This window comes from Pseudomonas sp. PAMC 29040 (assembly GCF_003994535.1).
Classification (GTDB): Bacteria; Pseudomonadota; Gammaproteobacteria; order Pseudomonadales; family Pseudomonadaceae; genus Aquipseudomonas; species Aquipseudomonas paraversuta.
In genome coordinates this window covers 119,688-139,360 of the sequence record NZ_RZAA01000007.1, presented here as the reverse complement: position 1 = coordinate 139,360, position 19,673 = coordinate 119,688, and the positions used below count along the sequence as shown (strand labels likewise).

At 62.2% G+C, this 19,673-nt stretch carries 13 protein-coding genes and 1 tRNA gene; 4 read left to right on the top strand and 10 right to left on the bottom strand.

Features of this window, described 5'->3' with window-relative positions; all coding sequences use genetic code 11:
- Positions 1-22: 22 nt before the first annotated feature.
- Positions 23-98: transfer RNA gene (locus WG29040_RS14640), tRNA-Asn, on the bottom strand.
- A gap of 64 nt (positions 99-162) precedes the next feature.
- Complete coding sequence (locus WG29040_RS14635) at positions 163-1,359, bottom strand: amino acid aminotransferase (RefSeq protein ID WP_010657441.1); 1,197 nt, start codon at positions 1,357-1,359, stop codon at positions 163-165.
- 334 nt (positions 1,360-1,693) lie between these two features.
- Here WG29040_RS14635 and uvrB point away from each other — a divergent pair, with 334 nt between their 5' ends.
- Complete coding sequence (uvrB, locus tag WG29040_RS14630) at positions 1,694-3,709, top strand: excinuclease ABC subunit UvrB (RefSeq protein ID WP_003446281.1); 2,016 nt, start codon at positions 1,694-1,696, stop codon at positions 3,707-3,709.
- A 114-nt stretch (positions 3,710-3,823) separates the two neighbouring features.
- Here the strand turns inward: uvrB and WG29040_RS14625 are convergent, their stop codons facing one another.
- A complete protein-coding gene (locus WG29040_RS14625; protein WP_003446282.1) occupies positions 3,824-4,246 on the bottom strand; it encodes a RidA family protein in 423 nt (140 codons plus the stop codon).
- A gap of 148 nt (positions 4,247-4,394) precedes the next feature.
- Between WG29040_RS14625 and WG29040_RS14620 the strand changes: the two genes are divergently transcribed.
- On the top strand, positions 4,395-5,546 hold the full coding sequence (locus WG29040_RS14620) for an MFS transporter (RefSeq protein WP_010657443.1): 1,152 nt from the start codon (positions 4,395-4,397) through the stop codon (positions 5,544-5,546).
- Positions 5,547-5,724: 178 nt separating this feature from the next.
- Here WG29040_RS14620 and WG29040_RS14615 read toward each other — a convergent pair whose 3' ends face one another.
- Complete coding sequence (locus WG29040_RS14615; RefSeq protein ID WP_127196420.1) at positions 5,725-6,747, bottom strand: NAD(P)-dependent alcohol dehydrogenase; 1,023 nt, start codon at positions 6,745-6,747, stop codon at positions 5,725-5,727.
- A gap of 105 nt (positions 6,748-6,852) precedes the next feature.
- On the opposite strand from WG29040_RS14615, the gene WG29040_RS14610 reads away from it, so the two are divergent.
- The gene (locus tag WG29040_RS14610) at positions 6,853-7,734 is read left to right on the top strand and encodes a LysR family transcriptional regulator (RefSeq protein ID WP_127196419.1); all 882 of its coding nucleotides are present in this window, start codon (positions 6,853-6,855) and stop codon (positions 7,732-7,734) included.
- A gap of 569 nt (positions 7,735-8,303) precedes the next feature.
- Here WG29040_RS14610 and WG29040_RS14605 read toward each other — a convergent pair.
- The 3 genes from WG29040_RS14605 to WG29040_RS14595 all read right to left on the bottom strand — a co-directional run bounded on the left by WG29040_RS14605 (position 8,304) and on the right by WG29040_RS14595 (position 12,370).
- On the bottom strand, positions 8,304-10,721 hold the full coding sequence (locus WG29040_RS14605; RefSeq protein WP_127196418.1) for a TonB-dependent receptor: 2,418 nt from the start codon (positions 10,719-10,721) through the stop codon (positions 8,304-8,306).
- A 159-nt stretch (positions 10,722-10,880) separates the two neighbouring features.
- Positions 10,881-11,852: a FecR family protein gene (locus tag WG29040_RS14600; RefSeq protein WP_003444895.1), complete on the bottom strand. Its 972-nt coding sequence runs from the start codon at positions 11,850-11,852 to the stop codon at positions 10,881-10,883.
- A 23-nt stretch (positions 11,853-11,875) separates the two neighbouring features.
- Complete coding sequence (locus tag WG29040_RS14595; protein ID WP_010657397.1) at positions 11,876-12,370, bottom strand: sigma-70 family RNA polymerase sigma factor; 495 nt, start codon at positions 12,368-12,370, stop codon at positions 11,876-11,878.
- A 187-nt stretch (positions 12,371-12,557) separates the two neighbouring features.
- On the opposite strand from WG29040_RS14595, the gene WG29040_RS14590 reads away from it, so the two are divergent.
- Positions 12,558-13,325: an ATP-binding cassette domain-containing protein gene (locus tag WG29040_RS14590; RefSeq protein WP_003444899.1), complete on the top strand. Its 768-nt coding sequence runs from the start codon at positions 12,558-12,560 to the stop codon at positions 13,323-13,325.
- A 15-nt stretch (positions 13,326-13,340) separates the two neighbouring features.
- Here the strand turns inward: WG29040_RS14590 and fhuF are convergent, their stop codons facing one another.
- From fhuF to WG29040_RS14575, 3 genes are all read right to left on the bottom strand, one after another.
- The gene (gene fhuF / locus WG29040_RS14585) at positions 13,341-14,105 is read right to left on the bottom strand and encodes a siderophore-iron reductase FhuF (RefSeq protein ID WP_003444901.1); all 765 of its coding nucleotides are present in this window, start codon (positions 14,103-14,105) and stop codon (positions 13,341-13,343) included.
- An 85-nt stretch (positions 14,106-14,190) separates the two neighbouring features.
- The gene (locus WG29040_RS14580) at positions 14,191-15,540 is read right to left on the bottom strand and encodes a lysine N(6)-hydroxylase/L-ornithine N(5)-oxygenase family protein (RefSeq protein ID WP_127196417.1); all 1,350 of its coding nucleotides are present in this window, start codon (positions 15,538-15,540) and stop codon (positions 14,191-14,193) included.
- Positions 15,541-15,613: 73 nt separating this feature from the next.
- Positions 15,614-19,672 carry a non-ribosomal peptide synthetase gene (locus WG29040_RS14575; protein WP_127196416.1) on the bottom strand — a complete coding sequence of 1,353 codons (4,059 nt, stop codon included), beginning with the start codon at positions 19,670-19,672 and terminating at the stop codon, positions 15,614-15,616.
- Position 19,673 lies beyond the last annotated feature (1 nt).

The following is a 19,673-nucleotide window of genomic DNA, read 5'->3' as shown; positions in this document are numbered from 1 at the left end:
CGCTAGCGGCTTTTTTACTATCTGGCTCCACGACCTGGACTCGAACCAGGGACCCAATGATTAACAGTCATTTGCTCTACCAACTGAGCTATCGCGGAATGGCGTCTATCTTACTGATATAAAAAGAGAAGTCAACACTTTCGATGACTTCTCAGGGATTATTCAGATGACCTGAACAATCGCATCGGTAACCGCTTCAATGTTGCGCTGATTCAAAGAAGCGACGCAGATACGGCCGGTGTCGAGGGCATAGATACCGAACTCGGTACGCAGACGCGCCACTTGCTCAACGGTCAGGCCGGAGTACGAGAACATGCCACGCTGACGCGCAACAAAGCTGAAATCGCGCCCCGGAGCCTTCTTCGACAGCAGCTCTACCATTTGCAGACGCATGCCGCGAATGCGCAGGCGCATTTCAGCCAGCTCTTCTTCCCACATTGCACGCAGCTCAGGGCTGTTGAGCACCGCTGCGGCGATGGTTGCACCGTGGGTCGGCGGGTTGGAGTAGTTGGTGCGGATCACACGCTTGACCTGGGACAGAACCCGGGCGCTCTCATCCTTCGACTGGGTGATGACCGACAATGCACCCACGCGCTCGCCGTACAGCGAGAACGACTTGGAGAACGAGCTGGAAACGAAGAAGCTCAGGCCCGACTCGGCGAACAGGCGCACTGCTGCGGCGTCTTCGTCAATGCCGTCACCAAAACCCTGGTAGGCCATGTCCAGGAACGGGATCAGGCCTTTGGCCTTGACCACGTCCAGCACGTTCTGCCAGTCGGCCGCCGTCAGATCGACGCCGGTCGGGTTGTGGCAGCACGCGTGCAGCACAACCACGGAGCCAGTCGGCAAGGCGTTGAGGTCTTCGAGCATGCCGGCACGGTTTACGTCATGGCTGGCAGCGTCGTAGTAGCGATAGTTCTGCACCGGGAAACCGGCAGCTTCGAACAATGCGCGATGGTTTTCCCAGCTTGGATCGCTGATGGCGACCACAGCACCCGGCTGCAGCTGCTTGATGAAGTCGGCACCGATTTTCAGTGCACCGGTGCCACCCACGGCCTGGGTGGTGATCACACGGCCAGCGGCCAGCAGCGGCGATTCGGCACCGAACAGCAGCTTTTGCACGGCTTGGTCGTAGGCGGCGATGCCATCGATCGGCAGGTAGCCACGGGATGCATGCTGAGCAACCCGGATCGTTTCGGCTTCGACAACGGCACGCAAGAGTGGAATTCGTCCCTCCTCGTTGCAGTAAACACCGACCCCCAGATTCACTTTGCTGGTACGAGTATCGGCGTTAAATGCTTCGTTGAGGCCCAGGATAGGATCGCGTGGTGCCATTTCGACAGCGGAGAACAGGCTCATTATTACGGCGGCTCTGAATGGGGAATGGAGGGGGTGACAACGCTCCAGCCGATTGCACTAGAGCGGTGCACAAACGGGGAGCAAGTATAAAGGCGATAGCGATTCGGGCAACAGGGGATTCCCGGTTTTGGCCAAGTATTTGCCTTTATTTTCGAGCCACTGGTCCAATTGCATGCTTTGCTCCGATGTCCATGTCAGAACGGCGCCTTGAAACAGTCAGTCACGACCTCCATATTTAGCCGTATCCTGTTTTCTCCTGCGGCTTGCGTCGCATGCAGTCTTTCTCGATCTACCAAGGTCCAAGCCTTTGATAGATGCGACCCAGAGGTCCGTTATGCCCGATTTCCAGCTAGTTACCCGCTTCGAGCCCGCAGGCGATCAACCCGAAGCCATTCGCCAGATGATCGAAGGCATCGAGGCCGGGCTGTCGCACCAGACCCTGCTCGGGGTAACGGGTTCGGGCAAGACCTTCAGCATCGCCAACGTGATCGCCCATGTGAATCGCCCGACCCTGGTGCTGGCTCCCAACAAAACCCTCGCGGCGCAGCTGTATGGCGAGTTCAAGTCGTTCTTCCCGAACAACGCGGTGGAATACTTCGTCTCGTACTACGACTACTACCAGCCCGAAGCCTACGTGCCCTCCTCCGATACCTTTATCGAGAAGGACGCCTCGATCAACGACCACATCGAGCAAATGCGCCTGTCTGCAACCAAGGCGTTGCTGGAGCGCAAGGACGCAATCATCGTCACCACGGTGTCGTGCATCTACGGCCTGGGCAGCCCGGAAACCTATTTGAAGATGGTCTTGCACGTCGATCGTGGCGACAAACTCGACCAGCGTGAACTGCTGCGCCGCCTGGCTGACCTGCAGTACACCCGCAACGACATGGACTTCGCCCGCTCGACGTTTCGGGTACGCGGCGATGTGATCGACATCTACCCGGCCGAATCCGACCTCGAAGCCGTGCGCATCGAACTGTTCGATGACGAAGTCGAAAGCATCAGCGCCTTTGACCCGCTGACCGGCGAAGTCATCCGCAAGATGCCGCGCTTTACCTTCTATCCGAAAAGCCACTACGTGACGCCCCGGGAAACCCTGCTGGACGCAGTCGAAGGAATCAAGGAAGAACTCAAGGAACGCCTGGAGTACCTGCGCGCCAACAATAAACTGGTGGAAGCCCAGCGTCTTGAACAACGCACCCGCTTCGATCTGGAAATGATCATGGAGCTGGGCTACTGCAACGGTATCGAAAACTACTCGCGCTACCTCTCCGGTCGCGAGTCCGGAGCGCCGCCGCCGACCCTGTTCGACTACCTGCCGGCCGACGCCTTGCTGGTGATCGACGAGTCCCACGTCAGCGTGCCGCAGGTGGGCGCCATGTACAAAGGCGACCGTTCGCGTAAAGAAACCCTGGTGGAGTACGGCTTTCGTTTGCCGTCGGCCCTGGATAACCGGCCGATGCGTTTTGACGAATGGGAACGCATCAGCCCGCAGACCATTTTCGTCTCGGCTACCCCCGGCAACTATGAGGCCGAGCATTCGGGCCGGGTCGTGGAACAGGTGGTGCGTCCTACCGGCCTGGTGGACCCGCAAATCGAAATCCGCCCGGCACTGACCCAGGTCGACGACCTGCTGTCCGAAATAGCCAAGCGCGTGGCGCTGGAAGAGCGGGTGCTGGTCACCACCCTGACCAAGCGCATGTCCGAAGACCTCACCGACTACCTGGCCGACCACGGCGTGCGCGTTCGCTACCTGCACTCGGACATCGACACCGTGGAGCGGGTCGAGATCATCCGCGACTTGCGCCTCGGGGTATTCGATGTGCTGGTGGGGATCAACCTGCTGCGTGAAGGCCTGGACATGCCCGAAGTGTCGCTGGTGGCGATTCTCGATGCCGACAAGGAAGGCTTCCTGCGTTCCGAGCGTTCATTGATCCAGACCATTGGCCGTGCCGCCCGTAACCTCAATGGCCGGGCGATCCTGTACGCCGACCGCATCACCGGTTCGATGGAACGGGCGATTGGCGAGACCGAGCGCCGTCGCGACAAACAGATCGCCTTTAACCTGGCCAACGGTATTACGCCCAAAGGCGTATTCAAGGATGTCGCCGACATCATGGAAGGCGCAGTGGTGCCCGGCTCGCGCAGCAAGAAGCGCAAAGGCATGGCCAAGGCGGCCGAGGAAAACGCCAAGTACGAAAACGAACTGCGTTCGCCGAGCGAAATCAGCAAACGCATCCGCCAGCTGGAAGAAAAAATGTACGCCCTGGCCCGCGACCTGGAGTTCGAGGCCGCGGCACAAATGCGCGACGAAATCGGCAAGCTCAGGGAGCGGTTGCTGCAGGTTTGAGCCCCGCCCAACCCTGACCCTGACCTGTAGGAGCGAGCTTGCCTCGCGAGCTTTTGATCTTGAAAGAGCTCGCGAGACAAGCTCGCTCCTACAGGTTGTGGTGTTTGCGGTGCCTCAGTCAGCCACCGCCGCCACCGCTTCTACCTCAAACAGCATCGCCTCCAGCGCCAGGCGCGGCACCGGAATCAAGGTGCAGGCCGGCGCCGGTAGCGCTCCCCAGACCCGCGCAATTTCCGCCCCCAGAATATGCAAGCGCTCCTGACTGTGATCAACGATCAGTACCGTCAGCTTGGCCACATCCTTGATCTGCGCATCGGCAGCGGCCAGGGCAATCTGCAGGTTGGCGAACGCCTGTCGTACCTGCCCGGCGAAATCCGCCGCAAGCTCACTGTCGGCGTTCTCTCCCCCCTGACCCGCGGTGTAGACCAACCGCACATTCGGCGCCAGGCGGGCCACATGGGAATAGCCATTGCCCGAAGGGTCATACAGACCGGCAGGGTTCAGCAGTTGCACGGCGGGGTGAAGATTCTTGTCCATAAAAGTCGCACCTTGGGCAGTTGAATTTGCAAGCGCGCCATTCAACCACTGCCGCCCGTGCCTGTACCAGTGCCCTCGCGGCACAGGTCGCAAATATGTCAGGATGATGCGCAGCTGCGCGACACAGACCCGACACCCAAGGATGAACATGACCGCCATCAACACTCAGACGCCTTTTGTTCCAGGGCGCCTCGAACAAATGTCGACCCGCATCGCCTTTTTTATCGCCGGTTTCGGACTGGCCGCATGGGCGCCACTGGTGCCCTACGCCAAGGCCCGGGCCGGGCTCGATGAAGCCACCCTTGGCCTGTTGCTGCTGTGCCTCGGTGCGGGCTCGATTCTGGCAATGCCCATCGCCGGCCTGCTGGCCACGCGCTTTGGCTGTCGCCGGGTGACGATTGGCGGCACCCTGCTGATTTGCCTGGCGCTGCCGCTCCTGGCCACCGCCAGCTCCATACCGCTGCTGATCGCCACATTGTTTGTATTCGGCGCAGGCCTGGGGGTCGTTGATTCCACCATCAACCTGCAAGCGGTGATCGTCGAGCGCGCCAGCGGCCGCAACATGATGTCGGGCTTCCACGGCCTGTTCAGTGTCGGCGGGATTGCCGGTGCGGCCGGTGTCAGCGCCCTTCTGGCGCTGGGGATGACGCCGCTGTGGGCGATTATGGTGGTGATTGTGCTGACCCTCGCCGCCTTGCTCAAGGCTGCGCCGCACCTGCTGTCTTACGGCAGTGAGAGCACCGGCCCGGCGTTTGCAGTGCCCCACGGCGTGGTGCTGTTTATCGGGCTGCTGTGTTTTACCGTGTTCCTGGCCGAAGGCGCGATGCTCGACTGGAGCGCGGTGTTCTTGACCACCGAGAAACAGATCGGCGAAGCCTATGCCGGGCTTGGCTATGCCGCCTTTGCCGTGACCATGACCGCTGGCCGCTTGACCGGCGACAGCATCGTCAGACATCTGGGGGCGCGCCGGGTGATAGTCCTGGGCGGTCTGTTCGCCGCAGCCGGGCTGGCCCTGGCAACCCTGGCGCCGGGCTGGGAACTGGCCCTGGCCGGCTATGCCCTGGTGGGTATCGGTTGTTCCAATATCGTGCCGGTGCTGTACACCGCCGTCGGCAAACAAACCGTAATGCCCGAGAACATTGCCGTACCGGCCATCACCACCCTGGGCTATGCGGGGATACTGGCGGGCCCGGCGGCCATCGGCTTTGTCGCCCATGCCAGCAGCCTGAGCATTGCCTTCCTGTTGATCGCCGCCATGCTGGTGGCCGTAGCCATCAGCGGACGGATCCTGAAGGTCTAAAAATAACCCCGCCCTCTGCAGGAGCGAGCTTGCCTCGCGAGCTTTTGATCTTGAAAAGCTCGCGAGGCAAGCTCGCTCCTACAGGGGAAATCCCCGTGCATTGGCTGAAGGTCCAAAAATGGCCCCGCCCAGGTTGCCGGCTGGGCGGCCAGTGTCACTGCTGTCGTGGTAATGAAAATCAGGCTTGTCGACCTGAAACATCCACCACGATTTTCCCCAAGTGGTTGCCTTGAGCAAGGGCCTTCAGCGCCTCTGTGGCCTGCTCAAAGCCAAAGACGCTGTCAATTATCGGATGAAGCCTGGCTATGCCTGCAAAGGCATTGAGTGCTTCGAACATCTCTCTGGAGCCCACCATCATCCCTCGCACAATCGCACTCGTTTGTAAAAGGCTCAGGGCATTGATCGTTTCGCCGGGAGGCACTCCAAGCAGACTGACAATACCCCCTGCGCGGGCACTTGCAATTGATTGAACGAGGCTTCCCGGCGCCCCCGTCTCAACAACATAGTCAGCGCCCATGCCGCCTGTAAGTCGCAGAACTTCCTTGCTCCACTGCGGCGTCGTACTCGTATTGATGGTCTCTATCGCACCTAACTTGCGAACTTGAACGAGTTTTGCTTCTTTCGACGATGTAGTGATAACCCGGGCACCTGCGGCAAGGGCTATCTGGGCCGCAAAGATTGAGACTCCACCAGTACCCAGGGTCAGTACCGTCTGGCCGGGTTGTAGCGCTTTGAGGCCATATAGCGCGTTCCACGCCGTCACACCTGCTACCGGCAAGGTTGATGCCTCGCGATATGACATGTGCTCAGGGATCGCCACAACGCCTTGTTGATCGAGAACGACGATCTCCGCCAGCATTCCATCGAGCGAGCCGCTGAGCATGTTGTCAAAGGCATCGTCTGGTTGTCGTCCGCCAAACCAATTCTGTACAAAGATTCCAGCCACACGGTCGCCGACTTCCCAGCGCGTTACACCTTCTCCGATTGCGATGATTTCACCCGCGCCGTCAGAAGCCGCTATAGCCTGAGGGCTATGGACAGGGAATCCGTAGCCCTTGCTTGCCAGCAGCACATCGCGAAAATTGAGTGACACCGCGTGTACTCGAATCGCAACCTGTCCACGACCAGGCTCGGGATCGGGACGCTCTACCAGCTTCCAGGTATCAAGACCGCTTTGATCGCCAATTTCATAAGCTCGCATTTTTGAATCTCCTAACAATCAATCATCAATCGAAGGAGAGTCTACCCGCCCCGGGGTAGAATTTATGGCTCAACACATTTGATCCAATGGTGAGGAAAATTCAACATGAAAGCGAAGATGAGCGAGCTGTCTGCTTTCGTTGCTGTCGCCACACACCTCAGCTTTCAAAAGGCAGCAATTGAGCGCGGAGTCACACGTTCGGCGATAAGCCATGCAGTCAAAACCCTAGAGCAACATCTAGGCGTCAGACTGCTCAACCGCAACACCAAAGCTGTGAGCTTGACCGAACCGGGTGAGGAATTACTGCAACGCCTCAAGCCTGCTTTCGATGAGGTTGCCAGTGCACTGGACGATCTTAATAAATTTCGCGGTACGCCCTCTGGCACGGTCAAGCTAACGGTGCCCCGGGCCGTAGCGCACCTGATTCTTGGTGGGGTCCTGGCCAAGCTCTTGCGTGAGAACCCCGGTCTTTGTGTTGATGTATCGTGCGACGACAGTCTGATTGATATCGTGGCAGGAGGTTTTGACGCGGGCATCCGATTTGGCAGGAGCTTGAGGCCTGACATGATCGCCATACCCTTGAAGCAAACCCTCGAATTTGTGGTTGTTGGCTCGCCGGAATATTTTCAAGGACATGACGTACCGAAAACGCCGGAAGACCTCTTGGCTCACAGTTGCATTCGCTACCGCCTCGCCAGTGGTGTGGTTTTTCCGTGGGAGTTTGCCAAGGGGAAAGAACAGCTAAGCGTCGAAACCAACGGCAGGCTGACGCTGGACGACCAGCGAATGATGATCGAGTCTGCCCTGGCGGGATCAGGATTGGCCCTGGTTTTTTCAGACCTTGTAAAAGCTGAAATTGAGAGCGGCCAGCTTGTCCGATGCTTGAAAGGGTGGACATGCTCAATTGGTGATCTTTACGTTTATTACAGCAATCGACGTCACGTCCCCGCAGCGTTGAGGGCACTGATCAACGCCCTGAAGGAATAGTAAGCATGGGGCATAAATAGCCCCGCATTCCGTAGGAGCGAGCTTGCTCGCGAGCCTTTCAAGATCAAAAGATCGCGAGCAAGCTCGCTCCTACAGGGGTAAATCCCGTGCCCTGCCCGGGGTCCAAAAATAGCCCCGCATTCCGTAGGAGCGAGCTTGCCTCGCGAGCTTTTCAAGATCAAAAGCTCGCGAGACAAGCTCGCTCCTACAGGGGTAAATCCTGTGCCCTGCCCGAAGATCCAAAAATAGCCCCGCATTCTGTAGGAGCGAGCTTGCCTCGCGAGCTTTTCAAGATCAAAAGATCGCGAGACAAGCTCGCTCCTACAGGGGTAAATCCCGTGCCCTGCCCGAGGTCCAAAAATAGCCCCGCACTCTGTAGGAGCGAGCTTGCTCGCGAGCTTTTCAAGATCAAAAGATCGCGAGCAAGCTCGCTCCTACAGGGGTAAATTCCGTGCCATGCTCGAAGATCCAAAAATAGCCCCGCATTCTGTAGGAGCGAGCTTGTCTCGCGAGCTTTTCAAGATCAAAAGATCGCGAGACAAGCTCGCTCCTACAGAGACGGGCGGGTTTCAGAAGCCCACGCTTGCCTGGACGAAGAAGGTGCGGGGTTCTCCGAGGTAGATCCCGGAGTTGTTGTCGCTGGAACGGGTGAAGTACTGCTGGTTGAACAGGTTCTTGATCCCCGCACCCACTTTCAGGTTCGACGCCTCAGGCCCGAAGTCGTAGCCCACGCGCGTGCTCCAGGTCGCATACCCCGGAATGTCTCCGTATTGACCGTCCGCGGTCGGGTCGGTGATGTAGGTGCCGCCGGTACCCGGCGCATGCTGTTTGGACTGGGCAAACATGTCGAGGTTGTAGGTCCAGCGGTTGACCGCATAACGCGCCCCCAGGTTGGCCACCTGACGCGAATACAGCGGCAGGTCGCGGCCCTTGAAGTTCATGATGTCACCCTCGGCCACCGCCTTGGTGTAGGTGAACCCCGCATTGACCGACAGCCCGTCAAGACGGGCATCCAGCGCCGCCATGTCGTAGTGGATCGAGGTCTCGATACCCTGGTGCCTGGTGGCTCCGAGGTTGGTCCAGCCCACATCGTTGCTGATGTATTGCAGCTCATCGGCAAAGTCGATGTAGAACAGTGTCACTTCACCGCCCCACACCCCATTGTCATAGCGCGTCCCCAGTTCATAGGTCTTGGCTTTTTCCGGACGCAAACCTGCCGCCGTCTGGTCCCCCGTGCCACCCTGCCCCAACTGGAAGTACTGCAGGCTGCCAAACGAAGTCTCGTAGTTGGCAAACAGCTTCCACGCGTCTGAGAGGTGGTACATCACGCTCAGGGCCGGCAGCGCTTCGCTACTGTCGATGCTGCGGTTTTTCTCCGGCACCGGCACACCCTTGCCATCCAGCACCGGGCGGTCGTGCCAGTTGGTGCTGATGCGCTCGAAACGGATCCCCGGAGTGACCGTCCAGTTACCGACATCGATCTTGTCATCGATATAGAAGGCGTTGGCCTCCGTGCCCCCGGTTCGGTCCTGATACACATGACCGTCGCCTTTGGGCCCCGGCACCGGCACGTTATCCACCAGTTCCAGCATGCTCGCCTGCTCGTGCATCGCTTCCTTGAGGTAGCGATAACCGACCCCGACCTCCTGGGTCACCGGCCCCAGCGTGAAGACATGGGACACCCGTGGCTCGATGCCGAAGGTGTGATAGTTACGCGGGTAGGCCGACAGGGTTTGCAGGTTGCGCGCGGCAATATTGCTGCCACGGAAACTGTCGGTGTAATAGGTCAGGACTTCAAACTGGGTCTGGTCGTCGATCTGGCGCAGGTACTTGAAGGACACGTCCTTGCGCCGTCCGCTGAAGTTGTCGTAGTCGCGCACCGACTGGTACGGATCGGCGTCGAACTGCGCCTGGGTCAGGCCGCCGGGCATGTCCGCCGTGGCGTCGTAATAATGGAAGTTGAGGCTGAAATCATCCTGATCGGTGGGCGCCCAGTGGGTCTTGAGCAACACGTCAGTGATGTCGTTGTCATTGTTGCGTGCCCGATAGCCATCACCCTTGACCCCGGAGTACAGCAGCGCCGCACCGATACCATTGTCGGCGGTACCGCCCAAAAAGGCCGACTCCATGTGCTTCCAGCCACCACGCTCGGAGGTCTCCAGGGTGGTGCCGACTTCACCGGCAAAGGTTTCGGGAATCGCCCGGGTCACAAAGTTGATCACCCCACCCACGTTCTGTGGTCCGTAACGCACCGAACCGGCACCGCGCACCACGTCGATGCTGTCCAGGTTGCCCGAGGAAATCGGCGCCATTGCCAACTGTGGCTGGCCATAAGGGGCGAAGGCCGCGGGCACTCCGTCAATCAACACCGTGGAGCGCGGCGACAGGCGCGAGGTCAGGCCACGCACCCCCACGTTCAGGGAAATATCACTGCCACCGGTACCATTGGGCGCCTGTACCTGGACCCCGGGGATCTTCTTCAGCACGTCGCTGACATTCATCGCGCCCTGCTCGACCATCGCTTCGCGGCGCACCACGGTACGGGCGCCGGGATGGTTCTGCACCACCGCCGCATTAGCATCACCCAGCCAGTCGCCCACCACTTTCACATCCACCGGGCCCAGTTCCAGCGGGCCGGAAGCCGCTGAAGCACTGACCGCAGGTGCTGCCTGCAGGATCACCGCATCGCCGTTCAATTCGTAGCTCAGGCCGCTGCCCTGGAGCAATGCGTGCAATGCCTGCTCCGGCGACAAGTTGCCATCGACCGCCGGGGCCTGTTTGCCGACCACCAGCTGCGGGCTGAAGAACACCTGCAATGAAGTCTGGCGGGCCAGCTGGCTCAGCGCTGCGCCCAAAGGCTGGGCCTGAATATGGATGGTACTGGAGGCAGGCTCACCGGCAAACGCAGCCGGCAACCCCGCACTGACGGCCAGGGCCAGTGCCAGCGGCAACCAGCGGCCTGGTTTAATCGAAAAAGAGCAGCTCAAAGGTGTTTCAAGCGCAGAAAGTCGCCCACGGAGATTGTTATTTTTCACGTCGAGTCTTGCCCTGTAGATCGCACTTGAGTGCGACTGTTAATGCAAACCAGTTGCAGTTGATCTAGAAGACGAAGAACTCGGAAAAAACCTGAATCCACCAGCCAATTATTATCGGGCCACTATTTCCTGACTGCCGTCCGCACGGGTGTTAATGGCCACCGGCAAGATTCGCGGCAAGGCCTTGAGCAAGGCATCGGTGTCAGCGGTTTTGAACACGCTGGTCAGCCGGAGCCGAGCCACGGCCGGATCGGTCACGTGCAACGGCTGCTGACGATAGCGCGAGACCTCGGCGGCCACTTGCGCCAGGCTTGCATCATTGAACTGCAGTTGCCCCGTGCGCCACGCCGTCAGCGCCCGGGTATCCACCGCCAGCGGTGCGTCTACCTGCCCCTGTGCATCGACCCGGGTGCCAAGCCCCGCGGTCAGGCTGACCGCGCCCGAGGCATCGCTGCCCTGCACCCGGACATGCCCCGACTCCACCGCAACCCGGGCCTGATCACCGTCGCGACGGACATCAAAGCGGGTGCCGGTAACCGTCACCTGCCCGGCACCGGCGCGCACCACAAAGGGTCGGGACGTATCATGGGCAACGCTGAACATCACCTCGCCCTGCTCGAGCTCGACCCTGCGCTGCTGCCCCTCAAAGCTGACCTTGACCCGGCTGCGACTGTTGAGCTCGATCGATGAGCCGTCGGGCAACTGCACTTCACGGTATTCGCCCGCCAGTGTGGAAAATTCGCCGTGATAAGCACCCGGCTCCTGCCATTGCAGGCTTAAACCGGCCCCCAGCGCCAGCAACAGGCTGGCGGCCAGCCCCCAGGCCATGACCGAACGGCGTTTGGGCGCTCTGTCCGGCAGTTCGCACAGCGCCTGCAAGCGGGCTTTTGGCAGCAGATCGGTGGCCGACCACAGGCTTGCCAGCCATTGGTACTCAGCCTCATGGCTGGCATCCCGGGTGCGCCAGGCCTCGAATTCGGCCTGCTCGGCAGGGCTCAGGGACTGTGCCTGCACCCGCGCAAACCAGGTCGCGGCGGCATCGCGCACGCTCGCGCTGTCACCCGTACAGTCACGGCTATCCATCATCCTGTCCTTATCCGATGTCGTCACGGCGCCTCCACCCGCTCACGCAGATGGCGCAGCGTGCGGATCATATACTTTTCCACCATGTTCCTGGACAGCCCCAGGCGCTCGGCAATCTCGGCCTGGGTCAGGCCTTCGATCTTTTGCCAGACAAACACCTTGCGGCAATTGAGCGGCAGTTCCTGCAAGGCTCTTTCAACCGCCTCGGCCAACTGGTAAGCGCGCATGTACTGCTCCGGATCGCCCGTTTCGCACGAGCTTGGGGGAACGGCAGCCTGCTCCTTGGCATCGCGTAACTCTTCCCGGCGAAAACCGTCGACCGCGATATTGCGCGCGGTCTGATGCAAATAGGCACGGGGCTGCTCGACCGCATCCGGGCCGGATTCGAACACCCGTACAAAAGTGTCATGAGCCAGATCCTGCGCCTGCTGACGATTGCGCAGACGGCGGGTCCAGGTCCCGATCAACTCATCGTAATATTCAAGAAAACCCGCCCGGCGGGGCGCTTTACGAGTCATCGCTCTGGACTACAAAGGTGGGGGTGCGAATAGTAATGCTTCCTATTAATGCAGGCAATGACTTGCCCATGGCGCTGCCGCCCCCGCCTGCCCGACAACCGCCACCGGCAGCGGTTTGCGCCATACAATCTTTGATAATGGTTCTTATTTGCTCTAGATTAGGCTCCTTTTGCCCCAGGACCCTCCCATGTTCGAGTTGCAGGCCGTCTCTTTCGACATTCCCGAGCGCACCCTCCTGTACCCGCTGGACCTGACCCTGCCCCATGGCCAGATCATCGGCCTGATCGGGCATAACGGCTCGGGGAAATCGACCCTCATCAAGTTGCTGGCCCGCCAGCAAGTCGCGAGCCAGGGCACAGTGAAACTCGATGGCGTGCCGTTGCCGGCCTGGAAAAACCGCGAATTCGCCCGCCAGGTGGCCTACTTGCCGCAACAACTGCCGGCCGCCGACGGCCTCACCGTGCGCGAACTGGTGCGCTTTGGCCGCTATCCCTGGCATGGCGCCCTGGGACGCATGAGCGAGGAGGATCACGCCCAGGTCGAACAGGCCATGGCACTGACCCACACCGGCGCCTATGCCGAGCGCCTGGTGGACAACCTCTCCGGCGGCGAACGCCAGCGGGTCTGGCTGGCCATGTTGCTGGCACAGAACAGCCGCTACCTGCTGCTCGACGAACCGACCTCGGCACTGGACATCGCACATCAGGTAGAGGTGCTGGGGCTGATTCGCGAACTGAGCCACAAACTGGATCTGGGGGTGGTGGTGGTGCTGCATGAAATCAACATGGCGGCGCGCTACTGCGACCACCTGGTGGCGTTGCACAGCGGCCGTTTACTGATCCAGGGGCCACCGGCAGAGCTGATGAACAGTGCCGTGCTGGAATCCATCTACGGCATCCGTATGGGCGTCATGCCCCACCCCCACGACGGCTCGGCAATCAGTTTTCATTACTGAACCGGTGGCGGATTTTTATCCCGCACGCACGCAAGAAGGCTTGCCGGACGGCTTGACCTTCAACGGGCAGTTGCCGCACAGCTCGAGTTCCGGCAGCAGGTAGCGCACGCAACAGACCTTGCGCTCGCGGCGCATGGTCGGCTGGCCCTGTTCGTCGGTGACCGGCAGGTACTGCACCGGCTGGAACAGCGGGTTGCGGCTGCCATCGGGGCGGACCCGGGTTTCCAGCAGCGCACGCCCCGCAGCCAGTCGTTCGGCGGGCATGCCGGCCCTGGCCATCAGGTTGAGCAGATTTTCGAAGTAGTTACCGGCATTGCTCCACAGCACCTTGGGTGAAACCTTGACCTGGCTGGCCATGGCCTGGAACAGCGGCTGCAAATGGTCGTCCAGCAAGCCCGCGAACAGCTCGAACGGATCACTCACCTGGGGCGCGAACGGCTCGCCCTTGCCCGACAGGCGAAAGCCCTGGGGCAGATGCCCCTCGTCCAGCAGCACGGCGGTGTCGGCGAGAGCCAGCGGCAGGCGCCAGCGCAGCAATAACGTGGCGCCCATCACCGGCGGCAACAGCTTGACGATGTAGTGCTTGGCCCACAAAGACGCCAGGGCCCGCCGGTCGTCGCCGTTATAGCGCTGAGCAAAACCGCCCAGCACGTCGCTGAAGGCCGCAGGCGCCAGGAGCGCGTCACAGGGAATGGCCGGACGAGGATCGTCGGCCAGCACCAGCACCTCCCGGTAGGCTTCAAAATCACCGCGAAACAGCGGTGCAAGCACGTCGATCATCAGCCCCTGGCACCCTGTTCAAAAAGGTAAATGAGAAACAGCATCATTCACCCAGCATACCCGAACCGCCGCCGGGATTCAGCCATCAGGCCGAAACGCTGTGCAGGGGCCGTGCTTCCTGGCCCGAACGGGGCTGGCGAATGCCATCCAGACGTTGCTCCAGGGCGGCGGCAATTTCCCCCGAACGGGCCGGCAGCACGGACAACAGGGTGTCGCTCAGGCCATGGGAATGCTGGCTGAAGCCCTGGATAAACACCGGGGTTTCCAGTTCCGGGCGCGCCAGCAGTTGATAGTCGCGATCGACCCGAAAATCGTCCAGATAGTCCTTGAGCGGAGCCAGCAGCTCGCGATGGGAGCGACGTTCGTAGCCGGTCGCCAGGATCACCGCATCGTAACGCCGCGCCTCGCTGCTGCCGGTGGCCAGATCCCGCAGTTGCAACTGCACGCGGCCATCCACATCAATGGCGCTTTCGATCATGCGCCGGCAGAGGAAGGCGTGGCGCTCGCTGCCACTGACTTTCTGGCGATAGAGAATGGCGTAGATGCGCTCGATCAGGTCCAGGTCCACCACCGAGTAGTTGGTGTTGTGGTACTCGCGGATCAACCGCTCGCGCTCGGTTTCCGGCTGATTGAACACCAGGTCGGTGTAATCGGGGCCGAAGATCTCGTTGACGAACGGGCTGTCGTCGGCGGGCTTGAGCACGGCCGCGCGCAGGATCATGTCGACCTGCACGTTCGGGTAGTTGTCACTGAGGTCGATAAAGGCCTCTGCGGCGCTCTGCCCGGCGCCCACCACGGCAATCCGCATTGACTCGCCACGGTTGCACGCCTGGGTGGCCATGGCCGACAGGTAGCGCGCATGGTGAAACACCCGGGGGTCGTCCTTGAACCCGGCAAAGGCCGGGGGAATCTTCGGCGTACCGCCGGTGCTGACGATCACCGAGCGGGTCTGGCGGCTCACTTCACGGCCTTGCTGGTTCTGGCTGATCACATTCAGCCGCTGCACCCGGCCGTCCGCTTCCACCACCGGCTCGACGCGCAGCACTTGCTCGCCATAGCGGCTCTGCTCGGCGAACTGCACGGCGACCCAGCGCAGATAGTCGTTGTACTCCATGCGGCACGGATAAAAGGTGCCCAGGTTGATGAAGTCCACCAGTCGGCCATGGGCCTTGAGGTAGTTGACGAACGAGAAGCGGCTCGACGGGTTGCGCAGGGTCACCAGGTCCTTGAGGAACGAAATCTGCAGTTCGCTCTGGGCCACCAGGGTATTGCCATGCCAGTTGTAGTCGGGCTGGCGCTCCAGGAACAGCGCGTCGAATGCCTTGCCGCCCTGCTCCGCGCGCTCTTGCAGGGCAATGGCCAGGGCCAGGTTGGAAGGGCCGAAGCCGATGCCGATCAGGTCGTGGGTGGCCGTCGGGTTGAAGTGCTGGGTCATGGGACCGATTCCTTCCTGTAGAGAGTGAGAGAGCGGTGGCCGGACCCGGGTCCGGCCGCTGGAGAAAGTGTCTTTAGAAGACGCTTGCGGCCTCGGCGAATTTAACCCCCTCTGCCTGGCCATTGAGCTCAAGAGCCGCCAGAGCCCGGGCAAAATCGGCCATGAAGACCGGGTGACGGATGATGTCCAGATGGTGCGCATCGGCCACACAGCTGTGCTCGATCACCTCCACCAGCGCGCTCCAGTCCCGCAGACGCTCGCTGCGGGTCAGGGAATCGGCGGCCTGCCAGACATGGGCCGCCACCGGCAACGGCACGTGCACATGGCGGGCGGCTTTCAAGCGTTTGTCGAGCAAGGCCCATTGTTCGAATTCCCGGGACAGCAAGTCCGGTCCGTCGCTGGGCAATTGCCCGTCGTGGGCCAGCACATGCTCGGTCAGGGCATCACGCTCGCGCTCGTCCATCAGCGCGAACAATTGCCGCCACTGTCTGGCCATGGCCGAGCGTGCCAGCCAGCTTTCCAGCAACGGTTGTGCCCGGGCATGTGCGCCCTCGTCGAGGGCCTGGCGCGGGTGAAACGGCACCGACTCAAATACATCCACCAGGCCAAGGAACTCGACCTGCGCCCGTCCTTGCAGCAGGCGCGCGGTTTCCAGCGCCAGCTCGCCCCCGGACGACCAGCCGAGCAAAGCGCAGCGCCCGCCCTTGACCGTGCGCGCGATGTAGTCGGCGTACTCCCGGGCCAGCGCGGGCAGATCATAGCCACGCCAGCGTTGCTCGGTGTAGACGTGGCTGACGAATCCATACACCGGCCGTGAGCCGCCCAGGGCATCCACCAGCGGCTTGAATTCACTGCTGTTGACGATCAGCCCCGGCAGGCAGAACAGCGGCACTCCACGCCCCGAACGCGACAGGAACACCACCTCCGGGTCGTTCACCGGCGGTGGCGCCAGACGTTCGGCCAGCGCCGCCAGGCTCGGGGCATTGAGCAAGTCGGCCAGGGTCAGCTTGCGCTCACCCTGCAGGCCTTGCTTGCGGATGCGCGCCAGTAACTTGAGGCTCAGCAGCGAGTCGCCCCCCAGTTCGGTAAAGGAGGCGTCGCGGCAAATAACCGCCTGCCCCAGCAAATCGCTCCACAGCTGCGCCAGCGCCTCTTCCACCGCACCGCGCGGGCCCTCGCCCAGGGGCCGGACCGTTTGCGCCAGGGTCAGGGCGTGCCGGTCAAGCTTGCCGTTGGCAGTCAGCGGCAGCTGCTCCAGCACTGTCCAATGGGACGGCACCAGGGCGTCCGGCAATTGCCTGGCCAGGGACTCGCGCAGGGCTTGCACAGCCATGCCTGGCTCCAGCACCAGACAGGCATGCAGTTGATCGCCGCCCTCTTCCCCGGGCATGGCGATCACGGCCGCATCCCGCACCCCGGCCAGACGCCGCAGCGCGGCACTGACTTCGCCGGGCTCGACCCGATAACCACGGATTTTCACCTGGTCATCGCTGCGGCCCAGGTATTCCAGGCTACCGTCATCCAGCCGGCGTACCCGGTCACCACTGCGATACAGGCGTGTACCGGGTGCGCCGAACGGGTCCGGCACATAGCGCTCGGCAGTCAGCCCCGGGCGGCCCGCGTAGCCCTGGGTAACACCCGGGCCGCCCAGGTACAGTTCACCGCTCACCCCTCGCCCCACCGGGTTCAGATAAGCATCCAGTACCCGGGCCACGACGGCGGCCAGCGGAGTGCCGACGGGCAAGGTGCGGGCGCGCAGCGGGTCGGCCGCGGCGGCGTCCTGGCACAGCGCCCCCACAGTCGTCTCGGTGGGACCGTAGTGGTTGAACACCCGCAACTGCGGGGCCAGCTGGCGAATCTGCTGCAGCAGCCCCCAGGACGTGGCTTCGCCGCCGAGGATCAAGCTGTGCCGCGGCAGCACCCGGGCCGGGTCGCGGGCGTTGAGCAAGGCCTGCAAATGACTGGGGGTGATTTTCAGCACGTCGGCTCCCTGTTCGCTTTGCCATTGGGCAAAGGCATCGGGGTCGAAGGCCTGATCATCGTCGGCCAGGTGCAGCACCCCGCCCTGGCTCAGGGCGCTGAACAGCACCGTGTGCCCGAGGTCGGCGGCCACCGTCGAGACCATGGCGAAGCTGCTGCGGGCCGGCAATTGCAGGCGCTGGCTGAGCCCCGCGACATAGGCGGCCAGGTTGCCGCGACTGGCGACCACGGCCTTGGGCGTGCCACTGGAGCCTGAGGTGTAGATCAGGTACGCGGGCAACTGCGGCACCCGGGCTGGCCAGGCCCTCAGCACCGCGGGCAGGGTCGAATCCGTCTCCAGCGCCAGCCAGTCCAGACCCGGCACCCCGGGATCGGCACCCAGCACCAGACACGCCCCGCTGTCGGCCAGGACTGCCGAGCGGCGTTCGGCCGGCCAGCGCGGGTCCACGGGCACATAGGCGGCGCCACATTTGAGGGTGGCCAGAATGCCGGTCACCAGCCCCGCTGTACGTCCGGTCAACAAGGCCACCCGGTCACCGGGACCTACGCCCCGGGCCAGCAGCTGTTGGCCAAGGGCCTCGGCGGCGCGGTCAATATGCCCGCGGCTGAAAGTCAGACCGTTGCAGGTCACGGCTGCGGCGTCAGGGCTGAGCAGATGCTGGCGCTGCCAGGCATCAAGCACATCCTCAGTGGCGATTGCCGGTGCATCGGCGCGGTATTCAGGCTTGACGGCAAGTTCCAGCAAGGGTTGCTCCGGCGCCAGACTCACGGCTTCGGCCAGCACTCGCAGCTCATCCGCCAGGGCTTCGATGCGCCCGGCATCGAACAGGTCGCAGGCATAGGCGATCAGCACTTCGATGCCATCGGCGCGGTCTGTGAAGTCCACACTCAGGTCGAAATGCACTTCCCCCGCCACCAGCCCGTCCAGCCCCATGGACAGATCGGCGAAGCGCTGCGGGCGGCTGGCCGACTGCTCGGTGCACTTGACCTGGAACAGCGGGTGAGTGCCCGCCTCGCGGGGTGGCGCCAGCGCTTGCAAGAGCTGGTCGAACGGCAGTTGGGAATGTTCCTGGGCCTGGAGCAAGGTGCCGCGCACCTGATGCAGCAGCGCAGTAAAACTGCAGCGCTCATCGACCCGGTTGCTCAACACGCTGAGGGTGGTGAAGTAGCCCACCACCCGTTGGGTTTCAGCCCGCGAGCGGTTGGCCAGCGGCGAACCGATGCGCACGCTGTCGGCGCCGCTGTGGCGGGCGAGCAACAGGTTGAGCAGCGCCAGCATGGCCATGAAGGTGGTGGCGCCGCCGGCCTTGGCCAGGTTGCGCAAGCGTTGGCTGGTATCGCCGGGCAATTGCACGCGCACACTGGCACCGCGTGACTCGCGAACCGCGCTGCGGGGGCGGTCCAGCGCCAGCGCCAGGGGCGTGTGATCGTCCCCCAGTTGTTTGCGCCAATAATCCAGTTGCCGGGTTTGCTCCCCCGCATCCAGCCAGCGTTGTTGCCAGCCGGCGTAATCGGCGTATTGCACGGTCAGCGCCGGCCATTGCGCGGCCTGCCCCTGACAGCGCGCGGCATAGGCCGTGGCCAGATCTTCGATGATCAGGCCGATGGACCAGCCATCGGCAAGGATGTGATGCAGCACGATCACCAGCCGGTGCTGCTGGGTATCAAGGCGATGCAGTTCCAGTCGCAGCGCCGGTTCGGCCAGCAGGTCAAACGCCTGGCACGTCAGCGCCTGGGCCCGTTGCCGCGATGCGCCCTCGTCCAGTTCCAGGCAGGCCAGTGGCTGGAACTGCTGCGGGTTGACCCGTTGCTGCGGTTCGCCGTCGGCGTCCTGGGTAAAGGAGGTACGCAGCGCTTCGTGACGGGCGCGCAAGTCGTTGCAAGCCTGCTCCAGGGCCTCGACATTCAGCAGCCCCCCCAGACGCAGGCCCCCCGCCAGGTTATAGGCCGGGCTGTCCGGCTCGCGCTGCCAGGCAATCCACAGGCCGCGCTGGGCGGCGGACAGCGGTGAGGCATCCGGCCGGGGCAGCGCGACCATCGGCAGGTCGGTAAAGCGGATGCCGTTTTCCTCGAGCCTGGCGAGAAAAGCCTGGCGCCGCTCAGGGGACAGTTCGGCGAAACGCCGGGCGATTTGGTGCGGATCAATACTCATC